17 protein-coding genes are annotated in these 24,227 nt (G+C 48.7%); 10 read left to right on the top strand and 7 right to left on the bottom strand.

Annotated features, from left to right (window positions below):
* Positions 1 to 155 precede the first annotated feature (155 nt).
* Complete coding sequence (locus DESTI_RS24320; RefSeq protein ID WP_157212260.1) at positions 156 to 2,150, bottom strand: hypothetical protein; 1,995 nt, start codon at positions 2,148 to 2,150, stop codon at positions 156 to 158.
* Between the two features lie 592 nt (positions 2,151 to 2,742).
* Here DESTI_RS24320 and DESTI_RS24315 point away from each other — a divergent pair.
* From DESTI_RS24315 to DESTI_RS24285, 7 genes are all read left to right on the top strand, one after another.
* Positions 2,743 to 3,132, top strand: a complete 390-nt coding sequence (locus DESTI_RS24315) for a cupin domain-containing protein (protein WP_014812625.1) — start codon at positions 2,743 to 2,745, stop codon at positions 3,130 to 3,132.
* Between the two features lie 428 nt (positions 3,133 to 3,560).
* Positions 3,561 to 4,301, top strand: a complete 741-nt coding sequence (locus DESTI_RS24310; protein WP_014812624.1) for an SH3 domain-containing protein — start codon at positions 3,561 to 3,563, stop codon at positions 4,299 to 4,301.
* A 416-nt stretch (positions 4,302 to 4,717) separates the two neighbouring features.
* On the top strand, positions 4,718 to 6,406 hold the full coding sequence (gene ilvB / locus DESTI_RS24305; RefSeq protein WP_014812623.1) for an acetolactate synthase large subunit: 1,689 nt from the start codon (positions 4,718 to 4,720) through the stop codon (positions 6,404 to 6,406).
* 426 nt (positions 6,407 to 6,832) lie between these two features.
* On the top strand, positions 6,833 to 7,294 hold the full coding sequence (locus DESTI_RS24300) for a cache domain-containing protein (RefSeq protein ID WP_014812622.1): 462 nt from the start codon (positions 6,833 to 6,835) through the stop codon (positions 7,292 to 7,294).
* Between the two features lie 200 nt (positions 7,295 to 7,494).
* Positions 7,495 to 8,994, top strand: coding sequence for a metallophosphoesterase (locus tag DESTI_RS24295; RefSeq protein ID WP_014812621.1), 1,500 nt, complete (start codon positions 7,495 to 7,497; stop codon positions 8,992 to 8,994).
* A gap of 318 nt (positions 8,995 to 9,312) precedes the next feature.
* Positions 9,313 to 10,254 carry a DUF5996 family protein gene (locus tag DESTI_RS24290; RefSeq protein WP_014812620.1) on the top strand — a complete coding sequence of 314 codons (942 nt, stop codon included), beginning with the start codon at positions 9,313 to 9,315 and terminating at the stop codon, positions 10,252 to 10,254.
* A gap of 231 nt (positions 10,255 to 10,485) precedes the next feature.
* Positions 10,486 to 11,328, top strand: a complete 843-nt coding sequence (locus DESTI_RS24285) for a hypothetical protein (RefSeq protein ID WP_014812619.1) — start codon at positions 10,486 to 10,488, stop codon at positions 11,326 to 11,328.
* A gap of 123 nt (positions 11,329 to 11,451) precedes the next feature.
* On the opposite strand, the gene DESTI_RS24280 is transcribed toward DESTI_RS24285, so the two are convergent.
* From DESTI_RS24280 to DESTI_RS24270, 3 genes are all read right to left on the bottom strand, one after another.
* Positions 11,452 to 12,342, bottom strand: a complete 891-nt coding sequence (locus DESTI_RS24280) for a phosphate/phosphite/phosphonate ABC transporter substrate-binding protein (RefSeq protein WP_014812618.1) — start codon at positions 12,340 to 12,342, stop codon at positions 11,452 to 11,454.
* A gap of 450 nt (positions 12,343 to 12,792) precedes the next feature.
* Positions 12,793 to 14,154, bottom strand: a complete 1,362-nt coding sequence (locus DESTI_RS24275; RefSeq protein ID WP_014808181.1) for an IS701 family transposase — start codon at positions 14,152 to 14,154, stop codon at positions 12,793 to 12,795.
* 518 nt (positions 14,155 to 14,672) lie between these two features.
* On the bottom strand, positions 14,673 to 16,313 hold the full coding sequence (locus DESTI_RS24270) for a tetratricopeptide repeat protein (protein WP_014812617.1): 1,641 nt from the start codon (positions 16,311 to 16,313) through the stop codon (positions 14,673 to 14,675).
* Positions 16,314 to 16,881: 568 nt separating this feature from the next.
* Here DESTI_RS24270 and DESTI_RS24265 point away from each other — a divergent pair.
* From DESTI_RS24265 to DESTI_RS24255, 3 genes are all read left to right on the top strand, one after another.
* A complete protein-coding gene (locus DESTI_RS24265; RefSeq protein WP_014812616.1) occupies positions 16,882 to 17,391 on the top strand; it encodes a hypothetical protein in 510 nt (169 codons plus the stop codon).
* A 511-nt stretch (positions 17,392 to 17,902) separates the two neighbouring features.
* On the top strand, positions 17,903 to 20,125 hold the full coding sequence (locus DESTI_RS24260; protein WP_014812615.1) for a GumC family protein: 2,223 nt from the start codon (positions 17,903 to 17,905) through the stop codon (positions 20,123 to 20,125).
* Positions 20,122 to 20,739 (top strand): thermonuclease family protein, encoded by a 618-nt coding sequence (locus DESTI_RS24255; RefSeq protein ID WP_014812614.1) that lies wholly within the window; start codon positions 20,122 to 20,124, stop codon positions 20,737 to 20,739. Before DESTI_RS24260 ends, DESTI_RS24255 begins: the two co-directional genes overlap by 4 nt.
* A gap of 40 nt (positions 20,740 to 20,779) precedes the next feature.
* Here the strand turns inward: DESTI_RS24255 and DESTI_RS24250 are convergent, their stop codons facing one another.
* The 3 genes from DESTI_RS24250 to DESTI_RS24240 all read right to left on the bottom strand — a co-directional run bounded on the left by DESTI_RS24250 (position 20,780) and on the right by DESTI_RS24240 (position 24,205).
* Entirely contained in the window at positions 20,780 to 23,230 is a 2,451-nt protein-coding gene (locus tag DESTI_RS24250) for an efflux RND transporter permease subunit (RefSeq protein ID WP_014812613.1), read from the bottom strand.
* Between the two features lie 179 nt (positions 23,231 to 23,409).
* Complete coding sequence (locus DESTI_RS24245) at positions 23,410 to 23,625, bottom strand: twin-arginine translocase TatA/TatE family subunit (protein WP_014812612.1); 216 nt, start codon at positions 23,623 to 23,625, stop codon at positions 23,410 to 23,412.
* A 130-nt stretch (positions 23,626 to 23,755) separates the two neighbouring features.
* Positions 23,756 to 24,205 carry a PaaI family thioesterase gene (locus DESTI_RS24240; protein WP_014812611.1) on the bottom strand — a complete coding sequence of 150 codons (450 nt, stop codon included), beginning with the start codon at positions 24,203 to 24,205 and terminating at the stop codon, positions 23,756 to 23,758.
* Between the last annotated feature and the right edge of the window lie 22 nt (positions 24,206 to 24,227).

Here is a 24,227-nt window from a genome sequence, read left to right as displayed (position 1 = left end):
GATTGTAGGGAAGCTGTCGCAGCGCAGAGCAAACGATGCTTTCCTGCAGTTCATGCATAAATGACTATGGTGTACGGGGAATTCCGAGAATTCCCGGGAGAATTCTCGGAATCCCTTGCAACAAAGAGTGCCTCTAAAGCCGTCATCGTAACTGCTCATGGAGCATGGGGATCAGATATCTTGCTAGATAGGGAGGGTCGCATACGATTATCATGCTGTCTTCGAAGTTGCTGGTTATAAAAATGTTCCGCGTAGAAATCACGAGTGCCATAGGAAACGGACCGAGTACGCCACAGCGATTGTCGGAGAGATTCGTTGCAGGTTACTTCATCAAGCATGACAAGCAACTGAGGCAGCGAAATGAACCTGCAGTTGAAAAAAGGGCGATCGAACGGACGCTCGCTTGGGCCAAGCAATCGCATAAGGCATTCTCTCAACTCGAGACATTCGGACCTGACCTTTTCTAGTTTCTTTTGCAAGCCCTGATCCTCTGACGAAATTCCCACAAAAGTCATGAACTCCAAGAGACCATTCGCAAGAACTTGATCCTGAAAAGCGCCATAATCATCAAGCGTGACGAATACGCGTTCGACTGCTCTTCCATTTGATTGGAGTTCGTATTCCCCCTGGTCGCTCTGCAACACCAAGCTCCCACTTTCTTTCAGAATTATCGCTTGCCTGACCAGTTGCTTGTGTCCGCGAACGAAACCCTTGGCTAGATCATGAAGGAGTTCACCACTCTTCCCTGCTCGCGATGGCCTCGTAAAGGGCTGTTTCTTAACCTCAAAAAGTATGATTGTGTCTGCAGTCTCAACCGCTAAATCGCAATCACCCCTCAAGTGCTTATCTTTGGCGCAACGGCCATCTGGAATGCTCCGAAACTGGTATTCTCCGTGTACAAGGGTAATTCCTTTCTTCACGAGAACTTGCCTAACATACTGCTCCAAAGAATCCCCAATCTTCTTGTCAGTAGACTGGCCGCATATGTCGCGCAAAGCCATTGCTATTGCCTCATAAAATGCCGGTGCACACCCTGAAGAACTCATTAGGCAATATTCTCCGGCATTGAGCTTGACAAGCGGTTTGAACATGAAATCTCGACATCGTTGAGGGACACATACAGGGCTTAGGAATCCGTGGTTTACTTCTGACGCGTCGTGTGAGAAGACAGTTAACAAAGCCTGAAGGGTTTGTTCGGGCATGTTCGCAAGTTCTCTACGCAAGAGAGAAACATGGAAAAAGTGGGGCTCGTTGTTGCCCTTGCAGAGTCGGATAATGCTTTCCACTAAGGTTGCAGCATCCTCTATTGTCCAATCAAGGACAGCACTTCCTGGATCTGCCTCAACCCATTTGAACAATCCGCGTAGAATCCCTGTCAGGTCGGATGGTCTCCATTGAGGGAAGGCAAATATACGATCAAATAACGCGTGTTCGCTCACAGCGCTAATAAACCGATGGGGCGGAATCTGGATGTTCTCCGCAAAATGGTAGGGCTGAACGTCAAAGAGTCCTGCTAGCATGGTTGCCGTCTCAAGAATTTCATTCAAGATTTTAGCTTGATTTGGAAGCACTATGCGCCGGCTCTCCAGATGTTTGACGCTAAGGTTGATCAGATACCCGAACGGCGTCTGTCTTTGGCTAGGTGATGGGGCAGTTGTCGGACGCCGTATAAGATGGTACCGTTCTTGCGACGGACAAAAAATCGGTTTCATTTTGTCAAACAAGTATTCCGCAAATCGTCGTCCTCCGTAAATTCTTATCTTCGAATCCAATTCCTGAGTGATCCGCTCCAGTTCATTGTCATCCATAACTATTTTTCCCATGTCCAAATGCAGCTGGCACTTGCGGTTCCGAAAATACCGTGCCGCTTCGGCCACTGCACGTTCCCGGGAATGCAGTCGGGTCAGCCTGTCGGGAGGATCATCGAAGATAGAAGGATTGAGCAAAGCCTTTTCCCGTGCAAATTCAATCGCCGACCTCCACGCAGTTTCATCATCTGTCAAAAGGGTATCGTCTGAGAGGGAAAATAAGGAACTCGAAATAAAGTTGAGCACTGCCCAATATGGCTGGTAATCCACCTCGTCAAGGAAATAGCGCATGACGATTTGTTTCTTCAGGAAGGATAATTCTATGCTTACTTGCCCTTTCATGCTCCCATTGACAGCCCCCAACAGGATTTGGCTAATTTTCTGGGACAAATGATCCGAAACTACGCTGGTAGAAAAGTAACCATCACTTGGCAGATTGTAATGGGCGTATAAAGATTGCAAATCATTCAAGTCACATGGAATGACCGGTTTGATATCATCAACAAGGTCTCGGAAATGTTCTTCAGCAAGCATCAAAGGATCCCTTCAGCCTGTGGAGTTCAAGCGAGCCAGTCACAGACTTTTTCAGCGGTTTGTTGGCGAGTTTCTTCCAATCATACTTGAAATTGCAGCAATATAGCGCAGCACACGCGCCGCAAGAAACAGCGGTACCTAGACTGATAAAATCTCCAGGTGGTACATACCCTGCCTCATGCGCCTGGGTCAATTCAAATTCGGGTCTGCCTGTATTCTCCGCGACAGTTGACGTGCGGAAAAAATAATCTCAAATAGAGAAACATGCCAATTCCACTTCGGGGTTTGAAAATTGGGTTCTGGAAGATCCGCCGATCTTTTCGGTATACCATCAACTGACTCATAGGAGGTATAAAGGTATCTAAGGGCAGACCCCGAATTTTCCACAGGAGATAGCAAAATGGCTCTAGATAGCAAGTATGTCATAAAACTCGAAGAAGGACGAAATGAACCGATCAAAGATCTCGACAACGCGAAACGAGTGGTTCTCGTTGATAAAGATACGGTCGGTGCAGAAGACATAACCTTTGCCTACTGCAGATTTGAGGCTAAAACATCTACACACAAGAGGCATGTCCATAAGGATGCTGAAGAAGTCATATACATTTTGTCCGGCAAAGGTTTGAGTGGCATCGGAAACAAAGAGGTAGAGATGCAGCCGGGAGACACCATGTTTGTCCCGCGCGGTGCAGTTCACTGGTTCTATAATCCCTTTGACGAACCGGTTGAGATGATCTTCATTTACACCAGACCCTCCCTGCAATCGGCAGGTTACAAGATTGTAGAATGAAATGAACAAAGCCGGTGGGCGCAATATGTTTCCACCAATCACCTCTTATCGAATGCCGGCTGAAGCTACAGCTCGCTCCATGGAGAGGAGTGACTACTCACGCTCGAGGCATAGGCGCAAACTCACCAGAGTATTCCCCCCTTTCATAAAGGGGGGCAAGGGGGGATTTTGATCTAAGCCCCTGAAATCCCTGAATCCCCCTTTAGAAAAGGGGGACATTAATGGCCTTCTTGACTCTCGGAGCTGCCCATTCGGGCAGCCATGACTCTAAATTAGGCCTATGCCCGCCCGGTGAGCTTTGTTCCTTAATTTGACAAGTTATTGAACTGTGCTCAACCTTTTAATAAGCCGGATGGAGTAATTGATACAGATTATCCATAATCAGCCGCGTAATTCGATCGCGGGAAATGGCAATGAGGTGACAACTTATGTGTAGGAAATTGTTCTTTGGACTAGCAGTGTTCTTTATTGCGATGCTGGCATTTATGCCGGCTAAAGTCATGGCCCAGATGGGAGACCGTGGCGATTCGACCCGGATGACAAGTCCTGGTGCGGTCCTGGACCAGGCCTTAGAAGAGGACTATGATTTTTCGGTTCCTGCTCAAGCAGGCCGTCAGGATACACAGCGAGAACCAGCCCGTTCTATGGATAGAGCGGCTGCGGGTTCTACCACCAAAGATCCGGCATCCCGGAGCACGCAACCCCAAACCATCCAGGGCACGGTTACCGGAATAGATAAGCCGGATGGATGTTTGCGTATTCGAGCGGACGCAACGAGTTCTTCCGACATCATCGGATGCGTCAAAATGGGAGAAAAATTGCAGCTCAGCGGCAGGTACAGCAGTGACGGTCGTTGGGCGAAACTTGCGGACGAAGGCTGGGTGTTCAGCAACCAGATAGATGCGCCCAATAAGCCGCGAGTGCAGAGTCAGGCACGAAGAAGCACGGGCGGAGGAACGTATTCGTCCGAAGAATTCGATGACTCCTCGCTCTGGCAGGAGCCTGCTACCTCTTATTACGGCCCTGATTATTACTATGGCTATGGCCCGAGTATAGGATTCGGATGGGGTGGCGGCCGACGGTGGCATGGCGGCTGGCATGGTGGCGGTGGACATCATCGTTTTCATGGCGGCGGCGGACATCGTGGAGGTGGCGGTCACCGTCGTTAACATGTTCGAGAATATAGGATGAATTTATGGAGGAAGTCTTTCTCATGAAGGCTTCCTCCATTTATTTGCAGGGCTTTCGGAATCGAAGACAATGACATGGACATGCAATGTGTTTCGTTTATATCTTGACAGCTCTGTAGACAGACGCTAGGATAAGTCAGTTCTGTAATTCAGAGTTTGGTATTCCGCTATGAAGCACGACGGCACTACAACCAGAGAATTTGAGATTGGCAAAGTCCTCCTTAATGTTGTCGTCGTCGTTCTAGGCCTCGTCGTCGGTGCGCCCTAGCGGGATCTGCCAATCTGAAAGCACATACACCCCCGCTGGAGCAAGGCACCGGCGGGGGTTGCTATTTTTAAGCATCCACGTCGGTCCAACAGCAAGGGGAAGAGAATGAAAGGAGAGTACCCTCAAAATGAAAATGACCGGCGCAGAGATAGCCATCCGATTACTTGAACGTCAGGATATCCATCTTATAACCGGAATACCTGGCGGCGCGAACCTGCCTTTGTATGACGCCCTTTCCCAAAGCACTCAAATTTCTCACGTCCTGGCACGCCACGAACAAGGAGCAGGTTTTATCGCGCAGGGGATGGCCCGCGTGAGCGGCCGCGCTCAGGTGTGTTTTGCAACCTCAGGACCGGGGGCGACCAACATCTTGACCGCTCTTGCAGACGCAAAGCTGGATTCGATTCCCGTCATATGTTTTACCGGTCAAGTTGCTCGATCTCTCATCGGCACTGACGCGTTCCAGGAAGTGGACACGTACGGCCTGACCATTCCCATTACGAAACACAATTTCCTTGTGCAATCGGCTGCCGAACTGCTTCAGGTGATCCCCGACGCGTTTCGCATAGCCACCTCAGGCCGGCCCGGCCCGGTACTCATCGATATACCGAAAGACGTTCAGACCGAAAGTGTTGAATTCTCGGAATGGCCCGAACCCGGCAGAGCGGATCCTGCTCCGACTGTCAATGACAACGATATTTCACAGGCAGCAGAGCTCATCAATTCATCGCGGCGACCGGTGCTGTATCTTGGCGGAGGCGTAATACATTCCGAAGCTGCCGCCATTGCAACGCTCCTCGCGGAGAAAGCTTCGATTCCAGTAACCATGACCTTAATGGGATTGGGAGCAGTGCCCATTGAGCATCCTCGATCGATTGGTATGTTGGGGATGCATGCAGCTCGATACACAAATATGGTCCTGGAAGAGTGCGATCTACTGATCGGCGCCGGAGTGCGTTTTGACGACCGTGCCACGGGAAACCCGACGCTTTTTTGCCCGACAGCCGACATCATTCATATCGACATAGATGAATGCGAACTCCACAAGATCAAGACAGCTCATGTGGGAATCCGGGGCGACATCGGAGATGTGCTCAAAGCTCTTTTTCCCATGGTTGACGAAAATCCTCGTGCCGAATGGTTGTCATTCATATCGGATCTTCGGGAGAAGCATCCCCCGCGAAAGCCTAATTCGGGAGATTTGCGCAATCCTGTCAGTCTCATCACGCAGGCAGCCGAAGTGCTCGACCCCGATACGGTCATTGTCACCGATGTCGGTCAACACCAGATGTGGGTGGCACAAACCTATCCATTCCGTCGCCCCCGGCGATGGCTCACATCAGGCGGGCTGGGCACCATGGGCTTTGGTTTGCCTGCGGCTATCGGAGCGGCCCTTGCCTGCCCGGACCAGCGAGTGGTCTGCTTCAGCGGTGATGGCAGCATAATGATGAATATTCAGGAACTGGCCACTGCTGTGGATCAGAATTTGAATATCAAGATAATCCTCATGAACAACAGTTCTCTGGGGTTGGTCTGTCAGCAACAGGATCTGTTTTACGGCGGCAGGATTTATGCCTCGAGGTATCAGAGACAGGTGGATTTCATCCGGATTGCCGAAGGTTTCGGCATGCAAGCCCGGGATCTGGCCACCGCGGACGATCCGTTATCAATGCTCTGCTCTGCCCTGAAGGAGCGAGGCCCCTGTCTCATCCATGCACCTATTCATAGCGGCGCAAAGGTCTATCCTATGGTACCTCCGGGTGCTGCAAACAGAAATATGATCACAGAAGATGCAAACGCTTGTGCTGTCTCATGAAAAACAACGAAATTCGGGGGAAAACTTCATGCGAGAGGTTTTCCCCCGAACTCCATTTGTAAAATTATTGGCGTTCTGCCACAAACCGTATACTTCTTCTCAACAGAGTACAAAATCTATGCGATGATATGATTTATTCTCAACATTTCTTACCTGACAATTTCGTTCTGCGTCGAAATTAAAATAGTTTCTGATTGCTTTACAAGCCATCAATGCTGTATATTGAGGTCCTAGTGGTGATGCCTTCTTAATCAATATTCAGCTACAATATCGATGGTTACTCGCTCACGCGCTGGCTTGCCTTCAAACGTAAGCATCCTCTGACCTGACGTGCTCTGAGTCAGTCTTTATATAACGCGGCGGATTTTCGACTGGTTCTTTCATAACTGCATTTCTGAACATCGATCTGAATCAGGAGAGAACACGATGAAAGCACGCGTAATTTGCTTAGTATTCGTCGCCTCAGTTGCCGTCTGCCTCCTGGCAGGGGTTGCAGCAGCCAACCAGGCAAACGATTGTATTATGATGGTGTCGAATGCCGAGGCATTCATTCGGGAAAAAGGCGTGGAATACGCTCTTAAAGTCTTTTCTACCCGCAACAGCCCTTTTGTGGATAAAGATTTGTACATTTTTGTTCTGTCTATGGACAATGTCATGCTGGCACACCCTTTTAATCCCGGCCTTATAGGAAAGAATTTTTCCGATCATAAGGACAGTAATGGGAAATTCGTCTTTCAGGAATTCAAGAAAGTCGTCAATGGAAAAGGTGAAGGATGGGTGGACTATACCTGGCCAAAACCTGGAGAACAGGGAGAATTTCCTAAATCAGCTTACGTTAAAAAAGTACATGGACAAGACATGTACATTGGTGCCAGCTATTTCAAATAGTCCCTCTTCCGATGAGTTCACCTGAATAAGGTTGGCTGCGAGACCCTGAACTTTGAGTTAGATCTCGGATAGAATTTCTCGTCCAGGAAAAAAGGGGGGGAACAAAACGTACGCCGATCAAATTGTCTCGGTTCAAAACTAATTCTTTGCACGTCGAAGGACGTTTGTCCGTACAACAATGATAACGAAGGGGGTTGCTCATGTCGGAAATCCAGTACATTTGCTTGTCGGATCTTCACCTTGGTGAGGAGGATAGCATTCTCTCGAGTATGAAAGAGGACGGAGTTGACGGTGATCCATGCGTACCAGGCCCGGTTTTGAAGGAATTGGCAGCCTGCATCAAAGATCTCATAGGTAAGTTTTGTGGGAGTACACGCAAGCCCATCCTTGTCTTGAACGGCGACACTCTCGAACTGGCACTGTGCCCCATTCATCAGGCTACCATGGCTTTCCAGTGTTTTATCAGTGAGCTTCACGGGGACAAGGGATTTCCATTCGATAAAATCGTGATGGTTCCAGGCAACCATGACCATCATTTGTGGGAGATGACTCGTGAAGATCAGTACAGAGATTACCTGCAGCGACATCCTGAAGTCGTCAAACTGCCCGAACAATGGCATTCAACCAAAATGTTCGCAGGACCTGACGACAATCCGATCAGTCATTACCTCACGGATATGATTCAGCGCCCTCCGTTAAAAATGGACATGAAACTGGAGGTCGCATACCCGAATTATGGGCTCATAACAGAAAAAACACTCGGACGGAATAAAGACCCGAAGAAGTGTGTCGTGTTTCATCACGGGCATTTCACTGAATGGATCTATTCTGCAATGAGCACGGTAAACGGATGGATTTTTGAACGTGAAGACATGAGTCAGTATCCCTGGGACATCGAAAAAGGAAATTTCGCCTGGATAGACTTCGCCTGGTCTGCTCTGGGTCAGAGCGGGCCCGGTCTAGAGACTGTCTACGAGAAAGCGCTCGATAATCGTGAATTTGGGCAGGTAATCGCTAATTTCTCGGCAGGACTGGCAAAGGAGGTCGGCACACGGACGTTCGACTGGTTCGAAGGGGCTGTTATCGATAAGTTTCTGAGTCTCATCTACCGTGGTTTTGGAGGTGCTGAAAAAGGCCACAGCGATGCACCTCTGAGCCCGGATGGTCTGAAGCAACTTTTCCGCTATATGGAAGGCCCGCTGCACGCACAGATTCGTTATGAGATCCTCGCTATTCGAGAGAAGAAAAACGAGCTCAAGGACAAAGATGACAAACCGGATTTCTTCAAAGGAGAAGTTGCCCCGCCGACTACCTTCATTTTCGGCCACACGCACAAACCATATATGCATCATGAAGCCTTTGCCGGATATAAAGATGGAGTAGATGTGTACAATTCAGGCGGATGGGTAGTGGACACACTCGACCCCAATCCTTTACACGGTGGATCTATCGTTCTAGTAGACGATCGACTCAACGTGGCAGCAATAAACATGTACAAGGAAACAAAAAATAACAGCATTTCTCCCATTGAATTTGAGCGATTGCCGTCGTCTTCTCCGAGTCCCGTGATGGATGAGATAGGAAGAATCCAATTTGCCCAAGAGAACACATGGAGAACCTTTTCTGAAGTGGTTGCGCAAACCATACCGATCAGGAGAAAATACTTGCGAAAACGGGTATTCAGTTCCCTTCGGACCTGATTGGTGCGGACTGTTGTTCACCAATGCTGAGAACATTAACTCAAGGGGTCTCTACTTCACTGGCCCCACAACGCATCAATACTTATTGTTGACATGAAAATTGTGATTTCAGATCTTGTCCTGGGGTAAGTCTGCAGTTTTCATGCTGTTGACCTCCAGGGCAAGTTGATTCAGAATAATGAAGTGCAGAGTGAGTATAAGAGAAGTAATTTAACAGTGTTTGAAATGCACACGCTCAATTGTTTTTATCATGTTTTGTTTGAAAATGCGGATCCATCGGAATCGCTATCCACAGAAAATTGATAAGAGGAGGATTCCATGTCAAATACGGGCAATCCATTCTGGCCCGAATTGCCTTTGGCGGAATGGCAGAATACATATACTACGCTTCACATGTGCACTCAGGTTGTCGGCAAAATAAAACTGATGCAAAGCCCGCATGTGAACCACTGGTGGCAGGTAGTGCTGTACGTGAACGCTCGGGGGTTGACTACGTCTCCAATCCCGTACGGTACGAGAACCTTTGAGATCGACTTTGATTTCATGGATCATGTGCTCATCGTTCGAACTAACGACGGCGGTCAACGGACATTTGCTCTGGCCGGAAATTCAGTCGCTGATTTTTATCGAAAGCTCATGGACGTTCTCCATTCCCTTGAAATTTATGTGAAGATATGGACGAAACCGGTGGAAGTGCCGGAACGTATTCTGTTTGAAGAGGATCACACGCACGCATCCTACGATTCACAACATGTGCAACGACTGTGGCAGATCTTGGTACAAACAGATCGCGTATTGAAGCAGTTTCGGTCGGGTTTTATCGGAAAGTGCAGCCCGGTTCATTTTTTCTGGGGCGCCTTCGACATGGCAGTAACCCGCTTTTCAGGGCGTGCAGCTCCGATGCATCCCGGTGGAGTCCCTGCTTTAGCCGATTTCGTGGTGCAAGAAGCGTATTCTCATGAAGTGAGCAGTTGCGGATTCTGGCCTGGAGGTGGGGCAGTCCTGGAGCCCGCCTTCTACGCGTATGCTTATCCCGAACCGACCGGGTTCAAAGAAGTTTCAATCATTCCTGAACAAGCGTTCTACAGCGCAGAAATGAGCGAATTCATCCTACCCTACGACGCCGTGCGTCAGTCGCAAAACCCGGACGATATGCTCCTGAAATTTTCACAGAGTACGTACGAAGCTGCAGCAGATCTCGGAAACTGGGATCGGAAATCCCTGGAAAGGAACTCACCCGAGTCCGGTGGAAAATTCTGAAGTTTCACAGTGAATGATATTCGACTTTTGCGCAGTTTTTTGATTTGAAATGTGCATGTGACTTACCCACCGCTGCTCGATGGCGGAATGGTACTATTCCGCCAGTTTTCGGAAGAATCACCATCGTTCAGTTACGAAATGATTACATCACCCACCCATAATTCTCTTGATTTTGATCTTTAATACTAGTAAGATATCGTCAGTTGTTAAAGTAGAAGAGGCCCCCAAAACATGATGCGCTTCCGTTCCGTACAGAAAATATATTTACTATTCTTCCTCATTCTTTGTTTTCACATGCTTGCGGTCGATCGAGAAGCACAGGCCGATCCATTCGCTCAGTTATTCCAGTCGGTTCCCTTGCTGGGACGTGCTGTTGAATCGGATTTTCCGGGAGCTACGCTTTCAAAATATCCCTTTCTTCACATGCCTCAAATAGGAGGAGAAGTCAGAGTCACCTGGCTTTCTTACAACATGATAAACGGGAAATTCCTCTTTCCTGAACGTGGAATCGCGCTGGATCTGAAAGACGATCTTCTGTTTCCGCATAACGTATCCGCTGTTGAATTTGCCGGACGACTCCAATTGGCACGCTACTCCCTTCGCGCAGTGTACGATGCTTATATGAGAGCCTACAGGGGGTCGGGCTACTTATATTGGCCGGAACTCCGAATCGGTGCAGATGTCGATGTGTTCAAGAGAGATACATGGCGGCTCGGAGTGAACTTGGACTTCACGACCAACTATCCGACTTTGAGTGTGACTGATCCGATACTGGGCCCTTTTCAAGTTGTCGGGCAGCGACCTGTAACATTCGGCGTTCATGGCTGGTACAATCCTCGTTTCACCTGTGGTATTTCACCAGTAGTAGAAGCGCGATACCGATGGCCGATCCAAACCGGGACCAAAATGTATGAATTCGAAGTTGCCGGGGGACTCAAGTTGCCGGACACCATACTGGGATGTTCCGCAGTCAGGGCAGGATGGCGTCATACGGCTACAGAATTCAGTTCCGCCGGTCAGACCGCTGATGTCACTCTCTCCGGTGTTTTCGCAGAATACGTGTTTTATTACTAATACCGATTCTTTTCTTTTCATAATCTGGGAGGCTGGAGGTATCCTCTGCTGTCTTATGTGCATAACTGCGCAATGGTATAAGATATGTGATCAAGCGAGGTTTGAAAACATTCTGACTACCATCTAGTGCATTTTCCTGAAAGGCTCTACATTGAGCCTACGGCAGAGCTCTTCCATAGGTCCGTAGTTGAGAGCTTCTACGAATCGTTCAATCTTTCGCGCTTGCTCCAGGGCGGGGTTGCCCGGCTGCATACCGAGCAACGCCGCTTTCATTTTTACGGCGAGCTCCGGAGGGGTGTTGCCGAGGGATGCTACCGGCCAATCAGGGTAGAGAGGAGTGCTACATCGTTCATTGAGTCCTTCATGGCGGGTTTCATTGAGCACCAGGAAATCGTCAATATTGATCTTTCCCTCCCGGTTCATGGCTTCCAACAAATTTGTGCGGACGGTTCCCACATCCGCTTTTCTGTCTCGTACGGCATAAACTACTTCGTCGTGCGATTCCTTAGGCGTTTCGAGCAGGAGCTTGAGATCCTTCTCCGGTATTATTCCGGATTTCACGATTTCCCCTTTAGCGAACAGCCACCCGCCGGGTGAAGACAATTTGGGACACATCAAGATCTTTCCCTTTAAGTCGGCAAGGTTTTTGATTCCGCTGTCCCGCCGTGTAAAGATTACTCCGCCCATCATGCTGCCGGATTTCTGATACTTCACTGTGACCAGCGCCTTTGCATCCTTTTTCACTTTGGCTTTCACGTAGAACCAGGGGTTGGTAAAAATGAAGGCAGAACGCTCTACATCGCAGAAATCCATGAATTCGCTGAACGGAAGAGGTACTATAGTGACTTGCTCGCCCAACTGCTCGCTGAGATAGGCCGCAATACCGCCCCACTCCTTGAGAGCGGTTTCCGCCCCTCTCTGGGCCAGCATTCCGAGTTTGACTTCCCCCCATGAAGTTCCGCTCAGGGCACTGATTAAACAAATTAAAAGCAGGCTTTTGGCAAGCTTTCTCATAACCCCCTCCTCAGTGAGTACGTTTGCTATTGCTCACGATTTCTTTGCATGTTAGATGCATGTTACCAAGGCATTTTGGACTGTGCAATAACTATTTGGGAAGCATTAGGAAATAGTTGTTCGGTCGGTCGGCACATTCTCCAACGTGCAAAGTGCGAGATGCGATAGAGATAGAGAGAAAGAAGGTGATATTGTAGAGCAACAAGAAATCATTAGGTAACGTTGGTTTTCATTACGGATAGATCCAGCAGAAACTCGATAAATTTTCTTTGAAACCTTGACAACGAAATATTGAACGAAATATTGTCTGATAAAGTGTGTCATGTACGGAGGGCATCGATCCAAGAATCGATGCTCACAAGAAGTGGAAGTCCATGCAAGCGGACATATGCGACGCAAGCTGCGGGTCCTGTAGGGAGCTGCGATGAGCATGGACTTTTTCTTTTTTATCTATAGTTTCGCGATTCTTGCATGGTCGAGTCCGCGCGTGGAGCGCGGGCCGTTGAGTTTTTCGAACTTATTGATTCGGCTGGCTTTCGAATAAATTCTCAGCGAGAAATGACTCCTTCGAGCTGCTGCCAGCATGTCTGAAAAGGTGAACGACTTTTTCCGGCAGTACCAGGGAGCCGGGTCGGCAACGAGGTTCTTTGCAGTGACGAATTGCCCAACGAACCAAAGCACTACAAAGCAGTAGGCCCAGTAAGCAAACATAGGGGCACGGGTTACCGAGGTCTCTTTCCGACACTGAGGTTCAGCCGCACCCAGGAGGTTCTTGGTCTCTCGATTGGTCATCTCAATGCTAAAGCGTGCAGCGTAGCGCTCGATAATCTGCTGTGGTGCAGCCTGAGGGTCCGTATCGAAAAACACCATATTGGCATGGTGGCCGGCCGGGTCATGGCACAACACGATCGAAAGAGGCTGTTGCCCTGCGCTATGATACCATAGCGCCGTGAACTGATGTATCAGGAGCTTAGTTTGTTTTCCATAGCAGAAGACCCTAATCTCATTCCACCCCAGATTGGGGTCCTGGAACATCGTTTCCAGGGAGGGCAGTCGAGCGCCTCTCTTGCGAGGTCTGCCCATCACTGTAAATGGAGCAGGTTCCAGCACAGCGAACAAAGCTGCATCCTTTCTCAGCCTCCCTGTAATGTGCACATTCTTGGGTCGTGCTTTGAGGATGGTATCGCAGCAGTATCCCAGGTCGAACACAATTCTCAGTCTTTCTCCCTCTTGGAGCCATGAATGAGTCAGATTTATAAGATCCAATCCAAGTTCGGGTTTTGTCTTGTAGGGCAGGCTCTTGGGATTAAACTTGGCCTTTGGCGGCCACCAAAGGCGGGCAGCGTATGGCAGACAAAACATGCGATCGCTGATGCCGGGAAGGCGAATCGCCAGTCCTATGATGACAAAGCACACTCCATACCCCTTTTGCTTAGTATGCTTTGGGAGTGAACCATCATGCTGCCAGCCCGCGCCACAGATCTTCTTGCCAGTGTGCTTGTTCAAGGTGTCGTCAATCACCACAAGGATCTCGATCCCTTCTGCAATCAGCGTTTCTACCAACATTCTGAAGACGAAATAGGAGACAAAGTCAGTCTCCCATCGTCCCTTGCCGAGGAATCGGTAGATGCTGGCGAAGTGCTTGGATTCATGGAGTCTCATGGTCAGAATCACCTGGCTGATAGTGTGCTTGCCCATAGTGAGCACCCAACCGACCACCAGCGCAACGAAGATACGGAAACTCGGTGCGCTGAAACACGCTCTGAAATGAATCTCGTCAATCCCGAACGGATCTGGTATAGATCTCTTCAACTGGCGTTCCTCCTTCCCAGAATCTTTCACAAAACCGGGTATGTGCGGAACGCCTTATTTTTTCAAGGATTATCTCACCATCTAACCGTCCAGAATACAAAAAGGGCGAAACTATAGTTTTTATACTGATTCTCAAAAGTAATCGCGAATTGCGAAGAGCGATTCCTCGAATTTGGTAGCCACCGGCCTCCGTGCCGGTGGACAATATGCAAACAAATCAACTAGTTTTGCCCGGCAGGGACGCCGGGCGCTACTGATACTCTTCAGTGCTGGTATCGGATTGCTTCAAAACTTTTGAGAAACACTATAGTGTGGATAGAAAGTCACAAGTCTGTAACCATACCCTCCAGTTGGGAAATTTCCCATTCCTATGGTCACTTCAAACTTTTCATTGTAAGGATCGGTCTTTCCTGAAAGTCGCAGGTTAAAATTGCGTGTTGGTTGAGGAATCTTTTTTGTATTGTAAAGAATGTCCCCCCGATCTTACTTCTTTGATCTTAAAATAGTATTAGTGCAGATCACCTGTGGGCGAATACTCGAGCTTTCCAGAGATCTTGCCGTGCTTTTTCTTTATCACCGAGAGTCTCGTAACACATTGCCCGAAGCTGGTACACTTTGCCGCTGTAGGGATTTGATTTTGCAGCGTGTTCCAGATCCTGAACAGCGTTTTGATAATTGTTCAACTCAATGAAGAGTTCGGCTCTTCTCATTCGTGCTTCAAAGCTGTTCGGGTCTATTGTCAAAGCTCTAGAATATGCCTCAAGGGCCTGATCCATGTGGGAATCGGCCATATGAATCTCACCAAGCGTGACGAATGCCGCCGGAAATGAAGATTCTTTCTTCAAAGCTTGACCGATCATCTTCAGAGCTTCAGGTGTGTCACCTTTCTTAAGAAACGCTTCCGCCAGAAGTTGATATGCTGCTGCATCTTCAGGGAGGAGATCGATGGCTATCTTGAGGTCCTGAATAGCCCGCTCCAACTGTTTGTCATTAAAATAGAGGCTTCCTCGCATCAATCGGGCTTCATGATTTTCAGGATCGAGTTCGATAACGCTGTCCAAGTCAGCCAACGCCTTATCACCTCTGGCAATCATTTTGAAAACATGTGCACGCTTGATGAGCAACCATACATCGTCCGGTTGAACCTGCAGAGCCTTATTGAGGTCCTTGAGGGCGCCGAGGTAGTTTCCCGTGCCGAGGTACAATAGAGCACGGTTTGTGTAAGGCAACGGGTTGTCCGGTTCCAGGAGAATGGACTGACGGAGCATTTCCAGAGCTTCGTCGTACCTGCCCATCATCATGAGAATGGTGGCCTGGTTCAAGAGAAGTATGGAATCCTCAGGGTCTATAGATGCTGCTTTTTGATAATCTTTGAGAGCTTTGTCCAGGGCATTGATCGCGCGGTGCGCATCTGCTCTGTACCAGTAGATCTCTTTCATCTCAGGGTCCAGCTCAAGTGCTTTGTCGAAATCCTCCAGTGATTTCTGTGGTTGACCGGACTTCAGATAAGCGAAGCCTCTACGGAACAAAGCCTGAGCACTTTGCGGTTGGAACTGCAACAATTTGTCCATTTCGGCTATTGCGGAAGTAAAGTCATTCTTTTCAAGGTAAATGGCCGTCCGTCCGAAATAGGCAGATTCTTCCTTCGGGTCCAGTTGGGAGCTTTTATCAAAATACGTTCGGGCTCCGTCATAGTCTTGCTCGAAAAAACGCATCAATCCCATGGAAGCAACGATTGCTGCAGCATGAGGCTGGAGTTCCGCTGCTCTCTTGAGATCGCGTAAAGCGCCTTCATGATCTTCCATTCGTGCGAGAAGACGGCCTCGCATCTCCCATGCGGAACCGTAATCAGGATCGAGATCGATTGCCGCAGTATAATCGTGAAGCGCCAAATCGTACTCATCCTGTCTCTCTTTCGCCCATCCTCTGAGAACCAGAGCCGAAACCTCTTTCGGATTCTTCAGCATGATCCCGTCAAGGATCGCAACTGCCTGTCCGGTTTCGCCCTTGTTGATCAACTCTCGGGCATGATCCAGAGGGTCTGGCGAGCGCCCGAAAAACCAATACAGTGCTACGGACAGACAAATGAGGCTCAGCACAACCCCTAATTTGACCGGATGGTCGATGGCGCCCGAAATTTTGTCTCGCAGCAAGCGCATGCGGAAAACCTTGCAAAGAATTTCATGAACAATATCCCATGGCTCGAGCGGCTTTGCAAGCAGCGAATATTTTCGGTCGTTCCAGCACCTCTAAGTTCTACCTCAGTTCGATCCTGATGCCTGAAATCGGCTGACCGCGGTACAAGGTGTCAAAATAGGCACACAAGTTACAACTTTCTTGGTAGCGGTCGGCGTCCCTGCCGAACATGGTTAACTGAACACGTGCACGAACAGCAATAGACAAACTGTTCAGGATGAGTTTGATAATTGTCATTGCGAGTGAAGCGAAGTAATCTCCTGAAATTAGTCCGCTTGAGTCAGGTGATTGTCCGCAAACGCGGGATCGCTGCAGCTCTCGCAATGACACTATTTGAAAGCAATGCTGAGAGGACAATTCCGATGCTAACCATATCCGCATTCTTGGTCTTGCGAAATGACAGCCACTACCGTCTAAGAATTCGGTTGAGAATTTCTACATAACTCGCTAAGATAAGAATACGAATTGTGTATGGATTGCTCCCAAGCCCCTTTCCGGCCACTGCAATCCAGGCATTTTCAGGAGAGAAATATGGATACACTCGCACTTGCTCTTCCTTATGTGCAAAGTTTCTTTCAGCTCAATTTCTTGTTCAGCGGAATGGAGACTTCTACCACGGTCATATTGATAGCTCGGTTGTTTGTCTTTGTTGTGTTCGGTTGTGGAGCACTGTGGATAACTTTGAAGATCACCCTAAAATTTCTTGACTGTGTTCAGACCCTTTTTACCGTTCTAGCTCCTTTGCCCAAATCTTTTTTCCTGATACTTCTCCTCGTAATACCACTGAGTCCCGAAAGTATCGCCTCCCGATGGATCGGCTATATTCTTCTCATCGTGGCTCTGTTCGCAGTCGGGTGCACGGGAATTTTCCTCGTGGTGCTCTGGAAATATGGGGTGGATCAGGCATTTCGTCTCGTACGATTCTTCAGAAGCGCACCTCAAACCCCGGTAACAGGTGCGGCTCAAGAACGCTCTCAACCTTCCGAGAACGTCCTGCTTGCCACTGGCGGATTCCACAAAACCCAACATGAGGCAAGCTAGAATGAGAAGACGTCTTCATCAAATGAGAAAATAACACGTGCCGATCGGACAAGCATTTTTCTTTATCTCTAGCACGTGCCTGCTGCCACCCGGGCTCGCAGCATCCCACCCGGGATAGATCCAAAAGATCCGTGACAGAAAGGCTTGTCATGGCTGGGTCGAACAAATCTTGTAACATTTCGCATGCACATAAGATAGCGAAGGATACTTCAGCCTCCCAGATTATGAAAAGAAAAGCGAATCGGCATTAATCGAGGCAACTTAACGGATATACTGCACCGGACAGTTCTTAGCCTGATTTATGGAATAAAGATGTGAACTGTTTTCGTGAAAGGCTCGTTTTTTGTAAAAAATGCCTTGAAAGCTAACGAATGTCCATATAGAATTATAGCACGCAAAATTACGCGTCGGAAACCAAAGGCATAGACCGGTGTGGCAAGGTTGTAATCTCGCGGTTTTATGATTAGAATGAAACAACGAGATTTTCCCGGGCTGGTCTGAGAGGTTTTATATGGAAAAGGAAAGCGGTCCCGGAGCCGTTACCCGTTACGACGCAAGCAGTGTGCCTGTTGACGCCCGAGTTTTGCGTCCGCAGTATTTGAATCCCGACGATTCTCTGAACGACTATCAATCACGATTCGACAAAGATACATTCCTTGAATATTTTTATGCAGTCCTCAATCGCAAATGGATCGTAGCAGGTTTTTTTGTGCTTGCCGTTGCCGCAGCCGGGCTGTACTCCTATTTGGCCACTCCGTTCTACCGTTCCACAGCCACAATAGAAGTAGAAAAAATGTATCCCGGCGCTGCCAATATGAATGATCTGTTCAGCTTCTTCGGACAATTCGATCTTTATTACCAAACACAGATTGAATTTCTTAAGAGCAGGCGACTGGCCGAGAGTTTTCTGAAGGTGTGGGACAAATCCGGTTCATCGGATAAATCTACACAAAAAGATGGCAGTCAGGAAATCGGCAAAACCGGCGAAAGCAATCTTGAAGAGGAAAAGCGAATTGCTGCAGCTACGGATTCGATTCTCTCGAGAATAACCATAGCTCCTGTTAAAGGAACTCAGCTCATTCAAGTGGACATGGGTGCTGAAACTCCTGTTCTCGCAAAGCAGATGCTGGAAAAATACCTGGAAGCGTTCAGCGAGGAGAATCGCCGAAAAAGGATGGAGGTCGGCCACAAGGTCCGTGAATGGCTTCAGAAAGAGCTTACTGAAACCGAGAAGCAGTTAAAGGAATCCGAGAACAACCTCCTGGAGTTCAGCAAAACCCACGGCGTGGTGTTTCTGGACAAGGGGCCTAATCAGTCTTTGTCATTTCTGCAAAAGGCCGGGGAAACATTTCACAGATCAAAAGATGCACGCCAGAATATTGAGGCGCTCCGGAGTGAAAAGGACCCTTTGCCGCCTCAAATGTCGAATGAGTACCTTCAGAATTTGAGAACTCAGCTTGCCTCGCTCAAATCGGAATATACCGGTCTTAAGGCGATTTATTCACCTGATTATTTCAAAATGAACTTGTTGCGAAACAAGATTCATTCACTTGAGGAAGCTATAAATCAGGTAGAGCAGAGCACTCTCGATTCGGCATTGGAATCTGCGAAGAAGAGGGAAGCTGTTTCCAATGAGGCGTACGAGAAGTCCAAAGAAGAAGCAATGAACATGAGCGCGCTGGCGGTCCAGTATGAAATCTTGCGAAAGATGGTGGATGCCAATAGCCAGCTTTATGTGATGTTGCTTCAGAAATCCAAGCAGGCCGAGCTGGATAACGGGGTGATGGGACACAACATTCTCATTGCAAATCCCCCTTCATTGCCACTTTCGCCTGTATATCCGGTAAAGAGCAAGATTATTCTGCTGGGGGCCGTAATAGGCCTCATCGGAGGCATAGGTTTAGCGATTTTTCTCGAAGCATTCGACCGCTCCGTTCATAGTCCTAAGGAAATCGAACGGCATCTCAATATACCTATCCTTGGGGAGGTGCCCCGAGTCGCTCAGAAAGACTATGGCGAAGACGAACCCCAGGCTTCTTTGGAGTTCCTGGCGCATCGGTTTCCCACGTCTCCATTCACGGATTCAATACGTATCGTGCAGAATAGCGTCTCCTCTTCGGTTTTGACGGACACCGGGGTGAGCATGTGCGTCTCAAGCGCTCTTCCTCTCGAAGGTAAGACTGTTATTTCCGTTGTCATGGCCACAGTTATCGCCTCGGAATTGAAAAGAGTCCTCGTTATCGATGGCGATATGCGGCGACCCAGAATACATGAAGTCTTCAAGTGCAAGAACGAAAGTCCCGGTCTTGCGGATTTGATCACAGGGAAATGCGTCGATTTGCGGGAAGCTGTCCGGAGATCCCATGTTCCTGGGGTTTTCTACATGACTTCCGGATCGCGTTCCGACAATCCCGTCGCATTGCTCAAGTCGGAGAGAATGCAGAATATCATTGAGGAATGTAAGCGAGAATTCGATTTTGTCATCTTGGACGCTCCTCCCATTATAGGGTTGGTGGATGCATCTATCATCTCGGGTTATTCAGATGGCCTCATCCTGGTGACCAAATCAGGTCATACTCCCATGGACGTGCTTGTCCAGGCTAAAGAATCCGTCTTCAGGGGCAGGGGACGGCTTCTTGGCATCGTGGTGAACATGTCGGAGCACAAAAGTCTGGGCTCCCGGTACCATTATTACTACGGATATAATCGCTATCATCAGAAACGAAGCGCATGAGGCGCAATTCACTGCCGGCACATCTTTCGGCAGCAACTTCGCAAGTGCCGCATAACAGATGGATATACGTCCATGGGGTCGCACGGACTACGTACGCAATTACACTCGCGTGTATTATTCCTTTTATCTTCATAGAAACGTGTTGTGCCTGGACGGCAAAGGTCATCAGCGTCAGTGATGGAGACACCATTACAGTGCTCAGAGAATCCAAACCGGAGAAAATTCGCCTCTACGGAGTGGATGCTCCGGAACACGGTCAGGATTTTTTCGCAGCCGCAAAAGACTTTACTTCAGAAATGGTGTTCGGAAAAATCGTCGATGTCGCTCCAGCGGCTAAGGACAGATACGGCAGGGCTGTCGCCTGGGTATCAGTGGATGGAAGAAGCCTGAACAAGGAACTGGTCAAAGCAGGCCTTGCCTGGTGGTACAGATCGTACGCGAGAAAACGCTACGATCTATATACATTCGAAATTATGGCACGCCGCCAAAAGCTGGGGATTTGGTCAGTCCCCAAACCTACTCCTCCATGGTTGTTCAGACGCAACAAACAGATTTCTGAAGGGTCTGTTTGGGAAACTGGTTTTCCCTCTGCAACTTCGGGATCAAAGAAGTAATGTGATCTCTCATACAGAAAACCATTTAGTTTTTGTTTACTTAACCGATTTTTCGTCTCGTTTCGGAGCTGTCTCGGCACGAAGCTTCGATCGACGATCCAACCTGCACAATTTCTACCACGCTGCTCGTTATCTTACCATTCTCGGCTTCCGCGACTTTGCGAACAGCAGATTTCAACCACTTTGAGGACAGGATTAAGGACTGAACAAAGATAAGGTCGCCGTACAGCCCGAGGCACAGAGATGCACATCCCAGGATGCCGAAAAATACTACCGGCCGGAATGGCGAGATGATAAGCGCGAGAAAACCGAGCAGGGTGATCGTGGACCAGGAGGAAATCTGTTTCGAGGTAAACCGGTATGCGCTTCTTACCGATTCTTCCACGCTTCGATCGGGATCCAGGATAATTTCCCGTTTCAACTGTGTGAGGAAATGTATAGTATTGTCCACGGCAAGGCCGACGGCTACGGTGGCTGCAAAGATGGTTACCGCGTCCAGTGCGATTCCGAACCATCCCATGATACCGAATACTGCAGCAACCGGTGGAATATTCGGTATAAGGCTCACCAGACCAAGGACGACCGAGCCCATCTGGATCATCATGACAATCGTGATGAGCAATCCCGCCAAAAACATCGATCTGATCTGGTCCCTTATCAGTTCCGAAGTCTGCTTCGCTACTACCACCAGGTCCCCGGTCACTACCGCTTTGATTTTATCTTGCATCACCGAATCAGCGGCTGCCTGAATTTTGTCGATGACTTCTCCAATGGGGTGATCCGGCGAATTCACTATCCGTACCGATATATGGACGACGTCGTAAGCATCATTGACAAAGCGCCTGCTCACACGTTTTCCTTCAGTTCCCATGTTCACGAGCGCTAGGAATTGCGGAACTTTTGAATGGTTCGCGAGGAGCTCTTCTCTCGTCTCGGAATCGCTGAGCAGGGTATTGAGATAATCCAGGAGAGGGAGCAACGAATCAACTCCCGCCACTTCGGGAATACTCTTCAGTTTGTTCTCCAGCTCGGCTATTTTCGACCACGCGGCTGCACTCTTGAACTCGCCGGGTTGTCCCAACAGCATAAGCTCGACAGAATTCACGGCAGTCAGATTGCTTTCCACAAAATGCAGATCCTGGACCTCAGGAGTATTTGAGCTGAGCATCCGCAGAATTTGCGTGTCACTGCGTATCAGAGGCGCACCACAAAGCAAAATCGCTGCCGAAAGAAGCCCGAACATCACATACAAACGAGAATGCTTGAAGATAGACCCCTCGAGTTTATCGAGAGAATTGTCAAGCCAGCCTCTAATTACGGTATTTTGCTCGGAAGCATCCAGTTGCTTCAAACGCATGAAAAACGCAGGTGTCAGGATAATGGCCAGACCGTACGCAATCATGATTCCCACAGACATGATGAACCCGAGTTGTCTCACCATGGGAATGGAACTGACCATCAGTGTTCCGAACCCGATCGAAGTAGTGGCGCAGCACACGAAGCAAGGGCGTGCAAGCCAACGAACCGCCTGCTTGATTGCTCCCTCTTTCTCATTTGTACATTGGTGAAAAAAGTGATACCGGACGACCATATGAATGACGATTTCAATCGTCGCTATAGGGATGAAGCCGAAGGAAAGAACAGTGGTAGAATTAAGAGGAATCCCCAACAGGGACATGAATCCAAGTATCCAGAGCACACAGAGGGAAAGAATCGCATTGGTGATAGCTGTTACTCGGATGCTTCTGAAAACGTAGGCCGATACGACTGTGCCGATAAGTAAACAGAGCACGCCGAAGATAATGCCGGTTTGAATATTGTACCGGACTATTGCCTGCCTGATGAAGGGAGGCCCTACCATCCTGAACTGCGTATTCGCGGGGGCTTCTTTCTTGATGATCTCATTCAGCTCTCGGCGCAGTACTTTTGCCGCATCTACATCGAATTTCCATTTGTCCTGCATTCTGAGGAGGATGCCGATAGTCTTCCGGTCCGGGGAAATGAGAAGATCTGTCACCGGGAGAGCTTTCTTTATCTGTTCAAGTTCCGGTTCCGCAGGCAAGGCGAGATTGTCGCCGTTCTTTCGTAAAATCGGGTAATTCCCGAAAAGCTCACCCTTCTTTTGGAAAAGCTTGATGGTTGAAAGGGAGACGACTTCCTGGATCTTGTCCAAGGATTGAAGTGTGGTGGTGATTCTGTCGAGAGCCTTGAGAGTTTCGGGATCCCCGGCCCCTCCGGGACTCTTCAAGGCCATCAGAATAAACTCTTCATTCCCGAAGATTCGGGTAAATTCACGGTGATCCAAATACGCCGGTGTGGACTTATCCACCCCTGACTCTAGGGTGGGGTCGGTCTGTATTTGGGGCACGAACCACACAAGTATGATTGTGGCTACAGTAATAAGGGTGACCAACAATCTGCGTCGGTCAACGATTATATCCAGAAAATTCTTATTAGCGAGATCGAGTTTGTCCCGCGAAGAGGGTTTCACATTGCATCCTTTAGGTGATCGAGTCTGTGCTGCTGAAAGCGAATCCGTCGCCCCAATATGGATACTGGGGCGCGGCATGTCAAGAGCGTGAAAAAGGGCTTCTTCACGTAATCGGGAAGATCGGGCTAGTAATATGTAAGAGTGGAATCGCCTAACGGTAGCTTACAACCGTATGCGAATCAGGCCTTTTTTTCCACAGGACCTTCAATTTTTTTCGGTGGGGTCTCGATTTGAGGCGCCTGCTGAGCTGGAACGGTTTGGTCTTCACCATCCATCGCCTTTTTGAAAGTCCTTATTCCTTTTCCTACTCCTTCCATAATTTCGGGTATCTTTTTTCCTCCGAAAATCAGGACGGCGATGAGGAGGATCACGATTAATTCCTGCGGGCCTAACATGGGTAGTCTCCATTCAGAGTTCTTACAGTCGGTCTTTAAGGTACCACTCCGGGCTGAAAGAGTCAACTGACTGGATTCGAATCATCCTGTAATTTTCGTGTCTTGGAATATAACGATTATCTCGGGGATTTCACTTCGCGGTTAGCTTCTCTTTCGGAACTGCCATAAGCGTGACCATTGCTTTTGCTACGAGGACTTCCGCATCTTCCCGAACATCGTACACCTCCGATTCCGACACGATCACCTGCTTTCCTTCCCTGATTACCTGTGCAGAGCAAAGGAGAATGGAACCGAATGCCGGGCGCAAGAAGTTTATCTTGAACTCGATAGTAAGTATCTGCATGCTCGCTGGAACAGTGGTAAAGGCCGAATAGCCGGCGGTATGGTCCGCCATGGTAGCCATGACGCCTGCGTGGATGAATCCGTCTTGCTGTCTGTGATGTTCATGTATTTGCACACGTGCCTGAAATCTCCCCCATTCCGCGTGTACTGCTTCATATCCGCAGAACTGTATGAATCCTCGCTCGTAATCCATTTTCAAGAAATCGACTCTTTCCCTGTTCACGACGCGTTTTTTCATGGGCGATCCAATCCACATTTGA

Origin of the sequence: Desulfomonile tiedjei DSM 6799 (assembly GCF_000266945.1) — a bacterium.
GTDB classification, from domain to species: Bacteria; Desulfobacterota; Desulfomonilia; order Desulfomonilales; family Desulfomonilaceae; genus Desulfomonile; species Desulfomonile tiedjei.
This window is presented reverse-complemented; position numbering and strand designations above follow the sequence as displayed.

Excerpts from the sequence above, each read along its gene's own strand:
- DESTI_RS24320 (WP_157212260.1), bottom strand. The coding sequence starts at position 2,150 with ATGAAAGGGCAAGTAAGCATAGAATTATCCTTCCTGAAGAAACAAATC.
- DESTI_RS24315 (WP_014812625.1), top strand. The coding sequence starts at position 2,743 with ATGGCTCTAGATAGCAAGTATGTCATAAAACTCGAAGAAGGACGAAAT.
- DESTI_RS24310 (WP_014812624.1), top strand. The coding sequence starts at position 3,561 with ATGTGTAGGAAATTGTTCTTTGGACTAGCAGTGTTCTTTATTGCGATG.
- ilvB (WP_014812623.1), top strand. The coding sequence starts at position 4,718 with ATGAAAATGACCGGCGCAGAGATAGCCATCCGATTACTTGAACGTCAG.
- DESTI_RS24300 (WP_014812622.1), top strand. The coding sequence starts at position 6,833 with ATGAAAGCACGCGTAATTTGCTTAGTATTCGTCGCCTCAGTTGCCGTC.
- DESTI_RS24295 (WP_014812621.1), top strand. The coding sequence starts at position 7,495 with ATGTCGGAAATCCAGTACATTTGCTTGTCGGATCTTCACCTTGGTGAG.
- DESTI_RS24290 (WP_014812620.1), top strand. The coding sequence starts at position 9,313 with ATGTCAAATACGGGCAATCCATTCTGGCCCGAATTGCCTTTGGCGGAA.
- DESTI_RS24285 (WP_014812619.1), top strand. The coding sequence starts at position 10,486 with ATGATGCGCTTCCGTTCCGTACAGAAAATATATTTACTATTCTTCCTC.
- DESTI_RS24280 (WP_014812618.1), bottom strand. The coding sequence starts at position 12,342 with ATGAGAAAGCTTGCCAAAAGCCTGCTTTTAATTTGTTTAATCAGTGCC.
- DESTI_RS24270 (WP_014812617.1), bottom strand. The coding sequence starts at position 16,313 with ATGCGCTTGCTGCGAGACAAAATTTCGGGCGCCATCGACCATCCGGTC.
- DESTI_RS24265 (WP_014812616.1), top strand. The coding sequence starts at position 16,882 with ATGGATACACTCGCACTTGCTCTTCCTTATGTGCAAAGTTTCTTTCAG.
- DESTI_RS24260 (WP_014812615.1), top strand. The coding sequence starts at position 17,903 with ATGGAAAAGGAAAGCGGTCCCGGAGCCGTTACCCGTTACGACGCAAGC.
- DESTI_RS24255 (WP_014812614.1), top strand. The coding sequence starts at position 20,122 with ATGAGGCGCAATTCACTGCCGGCACATCTTTCGGCAGCAACTTCGCAA.
- DESTI_RS24245 (WP_014812612.1), bottom strand. The coding sequence starts at position 23,625 with ATGTTAGGCCCGCAGGAATTAATCGTGATCCTCCTCATCGCCGTCCTG.
- DESTI_RS24240 (WP_014812611.1), bottom strand. The coding sequence starts at position 24,205 with ATGAAAAAACGCGTCGTGAACAGGGAAAGAGTCGATTTCTTGAAAATG.